General features: G+C 70.0%; 11 protein-coding genes. 6 read left to right on the top strand and 5 right to left on the bottom strand.

The genetic code is table 11. The features are described from left to right. Positions 1-21: 21 nt before the first annotated feature. The gene (locus ABZ348_RS29490) at positions 22-3,219 is read right to left on the bottom strand and encodes a hypothetical protein (protein ID WP_358938164.1); all 3,198 of its coding nucleotides are present in this window, start codon (positions 3,217-3,219) and stop codon (positions 22-24) included. Between the two features lie 175 nt (positions 3,220-3,394). Here ABZ348_RS29490 and ABZ348_RS29485 point away from each other — a divergent pair, with 175 nt between their 5' ends. The 6 genes from ABZ348_RS29485 to cas6e all read left to right on the top strand — a co-directional run bounded on the left by ABZ348_RS29485 (position 3,395) and on the right by cas6e (position 9,334). Then, entirely contained in the window at positions 3,395-3,565 is a 171-nt protein-coding gene (locus ABZ348_RS29485; protein WP_358938162.1) for a hypothetical protein, read from the top strand. A 688-nt stretch (positions 3,566-4,253) separates the two neighbouring features. Then, entirely contained in the window at positions 4,254-5,825 is a 1,572-nt protein-coding gene (locus tag ABZ348_RS29480) for a type I-E CRISPR-associated protein Cse1/CasA (RefSeq protein ID WP_358938160.1), read from the top strand. After that, positions 5,822-6,373 (top strand): type I-E CRISPR-associated protein Cse2/CasB, encoded by a 552-nt coding sequence (gene casB / locus ABZ348_RS29475; RefSeq protein ID WP_358938158.1) that lies wholly within the window; start codon positions 5,822-5,824, stop codon positions 6,371-6,373. Before ABZ348_RS29480 ends, casB begins: the two co-directional genes overlap by 4 nt. Continuing rightward, positions 6,370-7,716 (top strand): type I-E CRISPR-associated protein Cas7/Cse4/CasC, encoded by a 1,347-nt coding sequence (locus ABZ348_RS29470; RefSeq protein WP_358938157.1) that lies wholly within the window; start codon positions 6,370-6,372, stop codon positions 7,714-7,716. The genes casB and ABZ348_RS29470 overlap by 4 nt, the downstream gene beginning before the upstream one ends. Then, positions 7,713-8,615: a type I-E CRISPR-associated protein Cas5/CasD gene (locus ABZ348_RS29465; RefSeq protein ID WP_358938155.1), complete on the top strand. Its 903-nt coding sequence runs from the start codon at positions 7,713-7,715 to the stop codon at positions 8,613-8,615. Before ABZ348_RS29470 ends, ABZ348_RS29465 begins: the two co-directional genes overlap by 4 nt. Next, positions 8,612-9,334 carry a type I-E CRISPR-associated protein Cas6/Cse3/CasE gene (cas6e, locus tag ABZ348_RS29460; RefSeq protein ID WP_358938153.1) on the top strand — a complete coding sequence of 241 codons (723 nt, stop codon included), beginning with the start codon at positions 8,612-8,614 and terminating at the stop codon, positions 9,332-9,334. Before ABZ348_RS29465 ends, cas6e begins: the two co-directional genes overlap by 4 nt. 546 nt (positions 9,335-9,880) lie before the next feature. Here the strand turns inward: cas6e and ABZ348_RS29455 are convergent. The 4 genes from ABZ348_RS29455 to ABZ348_RS29440 all read right to left on the bottom strand — a co-directional run bounded on the left by ABZ348_RS29455 (position 9,881) and on the right by ABZ348_RS29440 (position 13,378). Then, the gene (locus ABZ348_RS29455) at positions 9,881-10,627 is read right to left on the bottom strand and encodes a restriction endonuclease (protein WP_358938151.1); all 747 of its coding nucleotides are present in this window, start codon (positions 10,625-10,627) and stop codon (positions 9,881-9,883) included. A gap of 270 nt (positions 10,628-10,897) precedes the next feature. Further along, the gene (gene hypE / locus ABZ348_RS29450; RefSeq protein ID WP_358938207.1) at positions 10,898-11,887 is read right to left on the bottom strand and encodes a hydrogenase expression/formation protein HypE; all 990 of its coding nucleotides are present in this window, start codon (positions 11,885-11,887) and stop codon (positions 10,898-10,900) included. Positions 11,888-11,963: 76 nt separating this feature from the next. Beyond that, the gene (gene hypD / locus ABZ348_RS29445) at positions 11,964-13,088 is read right to left on the bottom strand and encodes a hydrogenase formation protein HypD (protein WP_358938149.1); all 1,125 of its coding nucleotides are present in this window, start codon (positions 13,086-13,088) and stop codon (positions 11,964-11,966) included. Then, positions 13,085-13,378, bottom strand: coding sequence for a HypC/HybG/HupF family hydrogenase formation chaperone (locus ABZ348_RS29440; protein WP_358938147.1), 294 nt, complete (start codon positions 13,376-13,378; stop codon positions 13,085-13,087). Before ABZ348_RS29440 ends, hypD begins: the two co-directional genes overlap by 4 nt. Positions 13,379-13,387 lie beyond the last annotated feature (9 nt).

The raw sequence follows: 13,387 nt of genomic DNA, 5'->3' as shown, positions 1-13,387 counted from the left end.
GTGAGCCAGTTGCGCCGCGGGTCAGTGCCTTCGCCGATCCTGTTCGACCACGCCGAGGACGGCGTCGACCGCCTCTGGAGCGACCCGGGCCAGCGTCGGCAGGACGCGGTACCAGGTGTCGGTCCCGAGAGCTTCGCGGACCATCTCCGGTACGACGGGGTGTGCAGTCGACGGCGCGGGGCACAGAGCGCGGGCGAGGGTGCACAGGATCGTCAGCGTCCAGTCGCCAGCTTCGGCCGTCACGTCCAGGAGCACGGGCGTTCCGGTCAGATGGCCGGCCACCGCGGCCAGGGCCACTCCGCGAGCGTCGGAGTCCGGGACGTCGGCGATCGTCGTGTACGCCCGTTCCGGGTCGCCGAGCGATGCCTGGAGCACGGCGAGGCCGGCAAGCATCAGAGGTTCTGCCCCGAGACGGGCACGGGCCGCGTTCTCCAGGGCGGCGAGCCGGGCCGCAGTCGGAGCGCCGGCGGCGTGATCCGCCAGGGCGCCGAACATGTCGGCCGTGAACGCGTCGTGCGCCACGGGCCCCGGGGACGTGACCATGGCCTGCGGGGCCAGTACCGCCTTCACGGCCAGCGCCGTCCGGCGGTACACGCCTCCGGTACGGCCAAGTGGTCTGCGGTCGTCCGCAGGAGCCGCCCAGGCCCGTGCCCGCTCGGCGGCTCCCGCCAGGGCGAAGGCCTGAGCGACGAGACTTCGCGCCAGGGGCGACTGGTCGCCGGAGGCGCGGCCCGCCGCTTCCGCCGCTGTCTCCGCGCACCGGAGAGCCGAGGCGGGACACCGCGAGGAGGCCACCGACGCCGACGCCCACGCGTGTACGGCGACGAGCGGGTCCCGCGACCCGGTCGCCAGGAGGCCATGCTCGCCGAGGTGACAGAGCCAGGCGACGGGGGTACCGGGAACGGAGGCCCGTTTCATGAACCGGTCGACCCTGAGACGGAGTCCGGGCGCGTCCCCGAGTTCCGACAGCCGTCGCGCATCCTCGCACAGCTCGTCGTACTCATTCGGTCCGTCGGCTTCGGGGAGGGGATCGCCGGTGTCCTCCACCCGGTCCGTGGCGTCGGTCGGGGGCGGCGCGGGCTCCGGCTCGGCCGCGTCGACATCGGCGGAGAACTGTCCGGGACGCTGCCGACGCGCATCCGCCCGCGCGGGATCGGCCGCAGCCACCGCCGCCCGGATCTCCCTCGCGCAGGAGAGTGATCCCTCCGGGGACTCCTCCTGGTACTCCGCCTCACGCAGCAGTTCGTCCAGCAGGTCGTTCGCGGAGTGTGGCTCGGAATCGAGGAGCAAGGAGGCGACCTCGGCCGCCGAGGCAGCCAGGTCCCGCCGCCAGAAGTCGACTGACCTCAGCAACCGGTCCGCGTCCCGGGGCAGCCCGGCCGCAGCGAGGGCGACGGCGACCTCCGCCACCACCATTCCGGCCCGGCCGACCGCTCGATCTCCCACCGGGTTCTGGTAATGGGCCCGCTCCGCCCACTCGGCGGCTTCCGTCGCGAGCCGCCGTGCCTCCTCGACCGGCTGTGGCTCCGCCGCGAGCAGGGTGGGGACCGCCTCGACGAGCCGCAAAGCTCTGGAGGCCGGATCCGGAGCGGACAGCGCGAGGGAGCGGGTCCGTGCGATGTCGCCGACCGAGGCCAGTGCCCGCAGCACCTCCACCGGAACATGTCGGCCACCGCCGGCCAGCAGGGACCGTGAGGCGGCTGCCGAGGCGAGGGCGGCAGATGTCGGCCGTGCCTGGACGACTTCTTCGAGGGAGGTGATCGCGAGATCGGGCCGGCCCAGATCGGCGAGGCGCAGCAGCCGCCGGTGATCGAGCGTGAAGTCGGTGAAACGCTTGAGATCCCCACGGGAGCGGACCAGTTCGGGATAGTGCTGGAGTAGAAACGCGGGGGTGGTCTCGGGCCAGCCCCGGGCGCGGTGGTTGTCGGCCCAGGTGTCCAGGCGCGCGGTCAGGGCCGCGAGTCCGCGCACCCCGAATAGGCCCTGCGCCGTGCTGTGCAGTGTCGAGTGCGCCAGGACGAACGTGTCCGGGGCGAGGTCCTCCGGCCCGAGCACGCGCCCGGCCACATTGCGCAGGAGCCGCTCCAGGTCGTAGGGGAGCGGCGCGGCGCGTCCCCCGGTAGCGATGAGGTCGGCCAGGTCCTCGTATCCAAGGCCGCCGCGGTTGGCGACGGTCAGGAACCCGAGGGCCTCCCGTCCCGGCCCTGCTTTGTCGTCGCACAGCCGGGTGAGGTCTTCATAGGCGGTGTCCCGCAGTACGACGGCCTCGGGGGATGGCCGGAACCCCGGGATTCGCTCGGCTCTCCGCAGCGGGTGGCCCGCGGGGACATCGCTGGGCAGGGGCGGGTACGGGCGGATACCGACCAGCACGGTGAGGCCCGTGCACAGACGCTGCGGAAGGAGGGAGGCGATGCTGGGCTTCGCACCCCCCGCCCCGGTGTCCTCGTCCAGCCCGTCGATGACCAGGAGCAGCTTCCGGCCCCGCTCGACGCTCCTTTCCGTCGCCTGCTCGTACAGTGCCGGGAGCGCGGCCGGTGTGTCCTGGCCTCGGGCTGCCTTCTTCCCGGCGCACAGGGCCAGTTGGCCCACTGCGGTCCTCACGAAGTCTTCGGAGTCCTGCGCCGCGGTGCCCTGCCTTACGAAGTACGCGATGACGTCCGTGTCCTCCGGCACATGGGACGTGACCCACGAGGCGAGGAACGCGCTCTTTCCCGCCCAGGCCGGCGCCACGAGACTCAGATACCCCGGCGTCACGGACCGAGCGCGCAACACGGAGGCGAGGCGTTCGAGATCCGTGTCGCGGCCGACGAGGTCGGGAGGGCGCCGGTCCCGGGCCGTGTGGCGAAAGCGGAAGGGGCTGGTGCTGGAGCCGGGATCCCTGGGCGGTCGGCCGCCCACTTTGCGTTTTCGTTCGTCCTGCGCTGCGGCGAAGGCGGAGAGCCATGTCTCCCGAAGGATCGGGCGGCGATCGAGCTTCGACTCCAAGTGGTCCACCAGGGCCATGAACAGGTCCTGGTTTTCGGGCGCGGTACTTCCTTGGAGCCAAGCGCTGAGTTTTGAGCTCCAGGACCCGAGTTCCTTGTCCCCACGGACCCCCAGCGCCATCCCGACCTGCCGGTAGGAGAGTCCGGTGGGACTGGCCTTCTTGGCCTCGTCGTACAGCCCTTTCAACAGGCCGGACAACCGGCCCAGCGCGACCTTGCGTTCAGCGTCGCCCATGCCGTCCTCCTACGTTCACCACAAGTCACCGGACGGAATTCTCCCGGGTCCTGACCAGGCTCGCAGCGTCCTTCGGAGCTGTCAGGAAGTCGCAGGAAACCCACCGGACGGAGGACAACTGCTCCACCGCCGCCCGGCACACCGCCTGGGCGGCCCTTCCCGGAGGGAAACCACCATGCACGCACTACTCGTCGACGCCTCGGTCCTGGCAGCCGTCACCGGCTTCACCTACACCGGGACCGTGCTCGGCGTCGCCTTCGTCTCGGTGGCCTCGCGCAACCCTGAGCGACGCCGGGACGCCCGGACGACCCTGACGATCCTCGTACGGCGTCGCCCGCAGCGCTGACGTCCCGTGAGCCCGGACGCCTCGGTTGCGTCGGCCTCGTCTGAGGGCCACTGACACCTCAACCCGTAACCAACAGGCGTGTGTTGGCGACTGAGCTCGCGCTTTGCGGCCGTCCTCGCAACTGTGCCAAACTTCGGCCCCGGCGGGGTCGAGCTCGCCTCTCGCGGCTCCGTGGCCTGGGACTTCCCCAGCTCACGGAGCGCAGGAGGGGGCGTGCATGAATGAATGTCAGCGATCTCGACCGAGGCCGCTGTTCACGGCGAGGAGGTGGTGCAGGAAGCATCGGAGCGCCCTGGCCCTGATGGTGATCGAGATCGCCGTTGCGGCTGTGATTGCTCACCTGTTGGCGGAGCTGTGAGGTCTCTCCCGGAATAGAGCCGGGAGAGACCGTCACAGGCCACGGCCGGGACTGCGGCTGCCGGGAGGCTGCTCGCTCGTCCCGGTCGTGGCGGTCAAGAGGCCACGCCGAAGTGACGATAACAGGAAGCCGCCGACCACTGACCACCCATGCCTCGCGTCCGCGAGGATGATCCGCAACGGGCGCGCGTCGGCAGAGCCGACCGCCTCTTCTCCCCGCGTCCGCGGGGATGGCTCTTGCATACCCAGCTGCCGTCTCTCCCTGTCAATCATCCATACAGCATCGAGGTCTCGCACCATGGCACCGGCCGATCCGGTAAAAGTGTCCGACATGCCGCCCAGCGACGTCTGTTGGGATCCCCGTGAGCATCACTGCGTTCGCGCGCTGGCGTTGGACGGCACGGTGACGGAGCTGAACCTGGGGGATCTGTTCCGGCGGGCCGAATCGCTCCGGGACGTGGACGGGGCCACCCCGGGCGAGAAGGTCGCCTTCGTCGAGTTCATGCTGGCGCTGTGCTACGCCTCCGGGACCTATCCGTCGTGTACGGGGGAGTGGGACCGGTGGGTGCGGGAGGAATGCTCCCTGGAGGGGGTCGCGGCCTGGCTGGACCGGCAGCCGGACGAGGACTGGAACCTCTTCCATCCGACGCGGCCCCTGGGACAGAACGTCCTGCTGGCGCCGTTCCTCGCAGAACATGGAACCGGGCCGGCGCAGCTCGTCATCGAACGCGCCGGTGACTACAGCCAGTTCGCTGATCACCACCACCTTGAGCACAAGGCCCCCCTGCCCGCGGCCGCCGCGTTCCGGGCCATGCTGACCCAGCACTGTTTCGGGCTGGCGGGCCGGGCCCGGATCTCCGGCAAGGAGACGCTCGGTCCGGCTGTCACCAACCTGGCGACGGGCCGCCTCGGTGGCCGCGTCAGGGTTCTCGCGCTGGGCAGGACGCTCGGACACACGCTGCGCCTTAACCTCACCCCCACCACCGACGATCCGGGTGTGTTCAATCTGACCTGGACAGAGGGACCGATCCGGCGGAGGGACTTCACGGCGAAACCACCACCGCGACCTGTGCGGGGATTTGCCGATCTGCACAGCTCGCTGGGGCGATCGGTACTGTTGCGGCCGAAGGCCGGAACGAACGGGGACCGGGCCGTCGTCGACCGGGTCCTGATCGGCGCGGGCGAACTGCTCGACCTCGATCCCGATCTACACCTCCAGGACGCCGTCATGTCGGAGACCCGGACGGGCGTGAGCAAGCCCCTGTGGCCTTCGCCCACACGGGACCTCTGGCGTGAGGCCCACGCCCTCTACGCCGCGGTGGAGAAGGAAGCTGGCGGACTCTACACACGGTTGGCCCGCCTGCCGAAGGAGCAGGGCAGGGACAGCCGTACCTTCGAACTCTTCGCCGTCGGTCTACTCGCCAACAAGACCGCTGCGACCTGCTGGGTGACCAGTACGGCGCCCTTCGCGCCGGGACGGGTGTCCGAGCTTCACCTGGCATCGGAACGGGGTTCCGCGCTGGCCGAGTACATCGCCCGCAGCCTCGACAGGGCTGCGTTCGCGGCGTGGGAGATCGCCTACCCGAATCCCAAACCGGCCGACAAGAAGGCCCAGATCGCACGCTTCGACGCACGGGGGGAACAGTGGAAGGCGACCGAGCATCCGTACCACACCCTGCTTGAAGACGTCACGGACGGAGCCGAGGTAGCGGACTGCCTGCCCGGTTACGCCGAGTGGCTCGTGGAGCTGGCGCGCGGATTCCTCGACAAACGCCTGGATTCGCTGCCGCCGAATGCACAGGGGCTGCGCGCCCGCGCGGCGGCCCGGTCGCGCTTCGGGAAAGAACTCGGCAGCTCCCGTGCACCCGTGGAGTTCGCCACCCTCGTGGACGGAGGAGCATGACCGACGAATTGTCACCGGACCTCCCGGAGACGGGCCCCGAGTTGCTCACCGACTGGTTGGTCTCGCTGGTGCGCGGCCGACGGTACGGCGACCTCGCGGACCTGCGGCGTCCTACGGCGCACACCAACACACTTATCCGGGCCGGCTGGTACGCGCCGCCGGGAGCGGATCGGGAGAACTACGAGTACGTGGCCTTCCTCTTCGCCGTGTACCACCGGGGAATGTCCAAGCCGATGCGCGGCAGCGGCAGCCTGGGGGCGGCGGCCCGGCGCATCGGAGGCCCGGAGAAGCGCGGGCCAGACGATCCGGGCGCTATCCGGCTGGTCGATCGGATCGTATCCAGTCGGCGCGTCCCCCACCGGCATCTCCAGCACACCGTCGCCCGCCTGCGTGCGTGCGAGCAGCAACCACCGTCCTGGGCCGGCCTGGTCGAGGATCTCGATCGCTGGCGTGACCGTACGGCGCGTATCGCCTACGGCTGGGCGGTCGATTTCCACGAGCCGCGGAACACCAGGAACAGGACCATGCAGAAAGGCAGCAGCACGTGACTGAGAGCACCGCCTCGCGGAGCCAGTTCCTTTCCCTCCACCTTCTGGAGACGCTTGCCGCCGTCCTGCCCGTGCGGGACGAGAACAATTCGCCGAAATCCATCGTTTACGGAGGGGTCGAACGGCACATGATCACCAGCCAGGCCCGGCGGCGTGCCGAACGCATGCACGCCCGGAAGCGGGCCAACGCCGGGGTCGGCCCCCTCGTGGGACGGACCACCGGAATGCGGACGCGGGAGTGGGCCCTCATCGCGGCGCGCGAGCTGGAGACCGCCCACGGCTGGGAGCGGGAAGAGGCCGTTTCCACAGCGCGGGCCGTGCTGGAGGCCACCGGGCTGAAGTTCGGCGAACCCGCCAAGAAGACCGTCGCCAACCTCACCAAGGTGCTCCTGTTCGCCCCGTCGGACACCGGTGAGCGGATCGCCGCGCACATCGCGGAGAATGCCGTAGAGCTGTCCGGCTGGCGGGAGACGTACCTCGCGGCGCAGAAGGCGGCGGCCAAGCCGAAGCGGGGCACACGTAGGACATCCGACGACGCCGAGTCGGCCGGCGGAGCGGACGGCGGGCGCGTGGAGAGCACGGATCTGCCGCCGCTGCCAAAGGAGTCCCGGGCCGCGGTGCTCACCGCGCTGGCACCCCGTGACGCCATCGACATCGCGCTGTACGGGAGATTCCTCGCGGAGATCGCCGATTCGCCCAACGTCGACGGCGCCGTGCAGAGCGCACACGCGTTCACCATCCATGAAGCGGAACAGGTCGACGACTTCTACGCCGCCGCCGACGACGTCAAGCTGGAGCGGAAACGCAACGCACTGGACTTCCTGGACGCCGCGGACAACGGGGGCGCGGGCATGACGGGGTACCAGTCGCTCATCTCCGGCACCTTCTACCGGCACTCCGTGCTGGACCGTCACCAGCTGAGGGCCAACCTGCGCGCGGCCGGCATGACCGAGACCGAGGCGGACGAGGCGGCGGTCGCGGCCGAGCAGGAGTTCGTCAACGCGTTCGTCGACGCCTTCCCCGAGGCGAAGAAGAACTCCACCGCCTCCACCGGATCGCTGCCCGCCCTTGTGCTGGCCTTCGAGGGCGACCGCCCGTACAACTATGCTTCCGCCTTCCAACGGCCAGTGATCGAGGACCCCCGGTACAAGGACGGAGAGGGCCCGGCCGGGCCTGCGGGCGTGGCGCGGCTGCTCCGGCACCACGCCTTCGTCAGCCGGCGAAGGACGGACATCCGTACGGCGCGCCTGCTCACCTACGACGCCGAGATCGACGCCCTGCTCGACGAGTCCGGCGTGCCGGACGGCACCCGGGTGGACTCGATCGAGGGCCTGCTCGCGTGAGCCACGTCCTGCTCCTCAGACTGGCGGCGCCCCTCCAGTCTTGGGGAGTGGCCTCTCGATTCGCGCCGCGCCGTGACTCGCACGCGCGCCCCACGAAGTCGGCTGTCATCGGGATGTGCGCCGCGGCGCTCGGGCTGCCGAGGGACATGCCGTCCGAGGAAGCCGAACCATCCCGGGAGGGGCGGGGGACGGCACACACGATCTTCGGGGAGCTGGCCGCCACAGTCTTCGCCGTACGCGCCGACCACCCGGGTGTGCCCGTACGGGACTACCACACCGTGGGTGCCGGGCGGTATCCGTTGGGCCCACGCGACATCGTCACGGACCACCGGCGGGCCGCCGCCGTATCGGCCTCCCTCGACACGGCCACAGGGGACAGGTTCGGCGACCACGCGCTCAGCGGCTGGTATGGCGCACCCAAGAAGATCGCGGCCGACCCCGTCTCGGGCACGCTGGTCTCACGCGAGCTACAGCGTTCCGCCCTCATCACCGAGCGGTGGTACCTCGCGGACGCCACCTTCCTCGTGGGGCTCCAGCACGAGGACCGGCGGTTCCTGGAATCCGTGGGAGAGGCGCTGGAGCACCCCCGTCGGCTGTTGTGGTTGGGCCGCAAGTCCTGCCCGCCGACCGGCACCCTGTCCCTCGGGGTCGTCCCGGGCGACGCGGTGACCGTCTTCCGCACCCGTTCGCTCCTGCCGGGTCCGGACGGCACGGCGGACACAGGGCGCCGGCTTTGGGCATGGATCCAGGTACCGCCCGGGGAACCGGGTGCCACGTCTGTGCGGGACCAGCCGGTGGGCTTCCACGCGATGGGGCCCGAGCACACCACCCGCTGGGAGGTCCGTCGGCGGATCACCCTCGACCCGAATGCCACCGAGTGGGAAGAGATCATCCCGTGAGTGATTCCCCGCAGCAGAGCCGCACGACATCGACGGCGCCTGCCCGATTCGTCGCCACCCACTCCGTTCTGACACTGGATGCGCGTCACCCCTACGTGGCCAAGTCCCTGATCGACGCTCAGGAGATGCACCGGACGGTCATGAGCGGGTTCAAAGGGTGGGTTGACAACGGCAGCCCCGACGCACGCGCCCAGATGGGCGTGTTGTCGACCTGGACCGTCGACCTCAAAGCGGCGGCACTCGTCCTGGTCGTCCAGTCGAGGGTCACGGCGGACTGGGCACACGTCCCGAAGGGCGCACTTCGGGACACCCCGCAGCTCATCACCGTTGATCGGACGTTCCGGACTGGTGACACGGTCGGCTTCCGGGCAGTGGTCAACCCCACCTACAGTCGACCCCGGACCGGGCCCGACGGGGAACCGGTCCGGGGCAAGCGGGTGGCGCACACCACTCAGGCCGGCATAAGGAAGTGGTGCACGCATCACTTCGGGCATGGAGAGACCCCGGGAAGAGTGGGAGCAATCACGGACCCGGACGCTCTGTCCGTGCGTTCGCTGCCCCTGGCCTCCAGCGCCGATCCAGACCGGGCCGTGCGGATCGCACGCGCCGAGGTACGAGGCACGCTGACCGTGGCTGATCCGGGTGTGTTCGTCACCGCGCTCTCCGACGGCGTGGGCCGTGGGCGTGCGTACGGATGCGGGCTCGTACTGACGCGTTGACCCCGAGGTTTCGGCGCGCAGTCATGAAGGATGCCGCCTGGCGGGTCCGTTGTGGTGCCGATAGTCAGGCAGGCCCTTTGGTTGCTCCTGACGGCGGCACCTGGGATGAGTACTCATGATGATCGTCAATGCCGCCACCCGTCCTCTCGCAGGACCGTGAGCTGACGGACCGGACCTTCGCTCGGCCGATTCCCCTCCTTCAGCAGCGCGTTTGGCGGGCTTCCGGCCCGGGGCGACCTGGCGATCGTCCGGGTGACATGGTCAGGGACGTCTACCAGGCTTGGCTTCCACGGGAGAACGAACCCGCCGAGAGACCAGTACAAAGAGGGGGCCATGGCGCGGTGCACAACAACACCAGTCGGCTGCGTGCGGTGTTCGTCCGGCTGCAGGGGACTGGTGCGTGTCGCAATCCGGGTAGCCTGGGGTTGTCTTTGCGGAGGTTGGCGGACACCAACAAGGACAACCCGCGACGACAGGTGCGGCTGAGCTTTCTGGGTTGAGGGCTGTTGCTTCTGTCCCTCCCCACAGCTCAGCCCTCCCCGCAGCTCAGCCCTCCGCGCACCCCGCCGTGCTCCGCGCGGTCGCCTCCCCGCCCGGGGCCTCCCACGGTGCCGGGCCCGTTCCGTCCGCCCAGGCTGTGAGTGCCTCGTGGTCGAAGCAGACGATGCCGCACTGCTCGGCGTACTCCCGGGCGGGCGCGGTGAACTCACCGGTGGTCACGACCGCGGCGATCTGAGCCCCGTGGACGGAGAAGCAGGTGCCGCCGAACCGCTGCATGTCCTGCGAGCCGACCTTGTTCGCCGGGCCGTAGCGCTTGCACTGGATCACCATGCGCCGGCCGTCAGGGGCGGTGGCCAGCACATCGGCTCCCAGGTCTCCCGCGCCCCCCGTGACCTCGATGTCCACACATCCCGCGCGTTCGCACAGAGCGCCGACGGCGACCTCGAAGGCCGCCGGGTCCATGGCCGCGAAGTCCGACGGCTCCGCTTGCGGCGACCGGATCTCGGGCTCGTACGACATCGGCTCCGGTAGCCCGTCGACTTCGGCCGTGGAGAACTCCGGACCCACCGGCAGGGTCGGTTCCTCGGCGAAGGACGCCCGCCGGCGACGAGACGCGGTGCGGGCCCGGCGTGGGGAGCGCAGCCACAGCGCCCCCCACACGACCGCCGCGGCGAAGACCGAGGGCCAGTACATCCCGTGTCGGCCCGACGCCTCCCACACCGCCTTGAGTAGAAGCCCGGCGGCACAGATCAGGACGGCTGCGACCCCGAACGCCAGGACCGTCTGGCGCATGCTGAAGACCGGTCTGCGTCGAGCCGTTCTCGGCCGGCGCGCGAATGTCGTCATCGGTGCCCTCATCTCCCCGGTACGGCGTTCCAAGATCGCTCCTGGCCCGCATCTGCCCCCGGGGACCCGGTTCACGCTGCCTTGGGAGTATCCGCGTACGGGATCCGCCCGGCACGGGGCGACCACCCTCCTGCGCCGGCGCCGTGCTCCGGGCGGTCGTGCCACGGGGAGCCCCCGATGCCTCGGGAACTCCCCGTACCGAGCAGCCGTCCGACCTCAGCAGATGCGCGGCAACTGCTCGCCCAACGGCAGGTCGACGACCCGGGTGCCGCCGAACCCCGTCCGGGCGACCACCATCCCCGGATGCTCGCTCACGCACTCGCCGATCACCGTGGCACCCCCGCCGAGGGGGTGGGCCCGCATGGCGGCGAGCACCGCATCCGCCTCCTCGCGGGGTACGAAGGCCACGAGCTTGCCCTCATTGGCGACGTACAGCGGATCGAGCCCCAGGATCGCGCAGGCGTTGGCGACTTGAGGCGGTACCGGCACGGCGCGTTCCTCGATGCGCACGCCGACGCCGGCCGCGGTGGCGATCTCGTGGAGGGACGCCGCCAGTCCGCCGCGGGTGGGATCGCGCAGTACGTGGATGTCCGGCGTGACGGCCAACATGGCTTCGACCAGTCCGCCGAGGGCGGCGCAGTCACTGGCGATCTCCACCCCGAACTCCAGCCCCTCGCGCACGCTCATGATCGCAACGCCGTGGAGCCCGATCTCACCGCTGACGATCACGACGTCGCCCGGTGCCGCGCGTTGCGGTCGGATGTCCACCCCGGGCGGGATCAGTCCGATGCCGGAGGTGTTGATGTAGATGCCGTCTCCGTGACCGGACTCCACGACTTTGGTGTCACCGGTCACCACCCGGACGTCCGCCGCTCGGGCCGCGTCCCCGAGCGCCCGGGCCACCCTGCCGACCAACTCCATCTCCACCCCTTCTTCCAGGATGAAGCCGCAGGACAGATAGGCGGGCCGGGCGCCGCTCATCGCCAGGTCGTTGACCGTCCCGTTGACCGCGAGGTCGCCGATGCTCCCACCGGGGAAGAACAGCGGCCGGACCACGAACGAGTCCGTGGAGAACGCCAGCCGGGCCCCACCCAGGGTGACGACGGCACTGTCACCGAGGTCGGCGAGAGTCTGCCCCCCGTACGCGGGGACGAAGACGTGCTCCACCAACTCGGCCGACAGTGCGCCGCCTCCGCCGTGCCCCATCACCACCCGCGGATGGTCCCTGAGCGGCAGGGGACAGGTCCAGCCCGCGAAGTCCAGTTCGGCGGGCGCTTCGGTGCTAGCCAACGGGGTTCGCCTCCAATCGGGTTGCCGGGTTGCCCAGCCGCCGGTAGAGGTAGTAGGCGGCGCAGGCCCCCTCGCTGGAGACCATGGTGGCCCCGAGCGGTGTGCGGGGCGTGCAGGTCGTCCCGAAGACCTCGCACTCGTGCGGTTTCAACAGCCCTTGGAGCACCTCGCCGCTCCGGCACTCGGCCGGCTCCAGCGTGGCGATGTCGACGACGTCGAAGCGGTGCTCCGCGTCGTGCTCCCGGTAGCGGGGCGAGAGCCGCCAGCCGCTGAGGGGAATGGTGCCGATGCCGCGCCAGGCACGGTCGGTGACCTCGAAGACGTCCTCCAGCATCGCCCGGGCCGCCGGGTTGCCCTCTGGTTGCACCGCCCGTGGATAGGCGTTGTCGACGGTGTGTTCACCGCGTTCCAACTGCTTCACCGTGCGCCGGATGCCCTCCAGGATGTCGAGCGGCTCGAAGCCGGTCACGACGATGGGCACCCGGTGACGCGCCGCCAACTCGGGGTACTCGCCCATGCCCATCACACTGCACACATGACCGGCCGCGAGGAAGCCCTGCACCCGACAGTCCGGCGAGGTCATGATGGCCTCGATGGCCGGTGGTACGCGCACGTGGGAGACGAGCATGCTGAAGTTGCGCACGCCGTGTTTTCGGGCCTGATGGACGGCCATCGCATTGGGCGGAGCGGTGGTTTCGAACCCGATGCCGAAGAACACCACCTCGCGGTCCGGGTTCTCCCGGGCGATCCGCAGGGCGTCCAGGGGCGAGTACACCACCCGGACGTCGCCGCCCTCGCTGCGCACCCGGAACAGATCGCGTCCGGTGCCGGGCACGCGCAGCATGTCACCGAAGGAACAGAAGATCACTCCCGGACGCGAGGCGATCTCCAACGCCTTGTCGATGACCTCCAACGGCGTCACACAGACCGGGCAACCGGGCCCTTGGATCAACTCCACCCCATCGGGCAGAAGTTGGTCGATGGCATGTCGGATGATGGTGTGGGTCTGCCCTCCGCACACCTCCATCAGGGCCCACGGGCGGGTGACTGTGGCCCGGATGTCCTCCAGCAAACCGCGTGCCAACTCCGGATCCTGGAACTCCTCCAGATACTTCATCGCTCCGCCTCCCACGGCGTCGTTTCGCCGGCCGCCGCTTCCCACGGATCGCCGAACTCCTCCTGGAGCAGACCGAGTTCGGCGAAGAGCTCCAGGGTCTTGCGCGCCGAATCCTCATCCAGCCGCTGGAGTGCGAATCCGACGTGCACGATGGCGTACTCACCCACCTCCAGGTCCGGCAGGTACTCCAAGCACACGTCCTTCACCACTCCGCCGAAATCCACGACGGCCATCCGCGTACCGTCCTGCTCGGCGATCTCGATCACCCTGCCGGGCACCGCCAGGCACATGGGGCTGAC

It is taken from the genome of Streptomyces sp. NPDC005963 (assembly GCF_040638655.1).
In the GTDB taxonomy this organism is placed as follows: Bacteria; Actinomycetota; Actinomycetes; order Streptomycetales; family Streptomycetaceae; genus Streptomyces.
The sequence above is the reverse complement of the archived record's forward strand: the minus strand, read 5'-3'. Positions and strand labels throughout refer to the sequence as shown.

Coding starts and splice junctions, on each gene's coding strand:
- ABZ348_RS29440 (WP_358938147.1), bottom strand. CDS start 13,378: ATGTGCCTGGCGGTGCCCGGCAGGGTGATCGAGATCGCCGAGCAGGAC.
- casB (WP_358938158.1), top strand. CDS start 5,822: ATGACCGACGAATTGTCACCGGACCTCCCGGAGACGGGCCCCGAGTTG.
- ABZ348_RS29485 (WP_358938162.1), top strand. CDS start 3,395: ATGCACGCACTACTCGTCGACGCCTCGGTCCTGGCAGCCGTCACCGGC.
- ABZ348_RS29455 (WP_358938151.1), bottom strand. CDS start 10,627: ATGCGCCAGACGGTCCTGGCGTTCGGGGTCGCAGCCGTCCTGATCTGT.
- hypE (WP_358938207.1), bottom strand. CDS start 11,887: ATGGGGCACGGCGGAGGCGGCGCACTGTCGGCCGAGTTGGTGGAGCAC.
- ABZ348_RS29480 (WP_358938160.1), top strand. CDS start 4,254: ATGCCGCCCAGCGACGTCTGTTGGGATCCCCGTGAGCATCACTGCGTT.
- hypD (WP_358938149.1), bottom strand. CDS start 13,088: ATGAAGTATCTGGAGGAGTTCCAGGATCCGGAGTTGGCACGCGGTTTG.
- ABZ348_RS29490 (WP_358938164.1), bottom strand. CDS start 3,219: ATGGGCGACGCTGAACGCAAGGTCGCGCTGGGCCGGTTGTCCGGCCTG.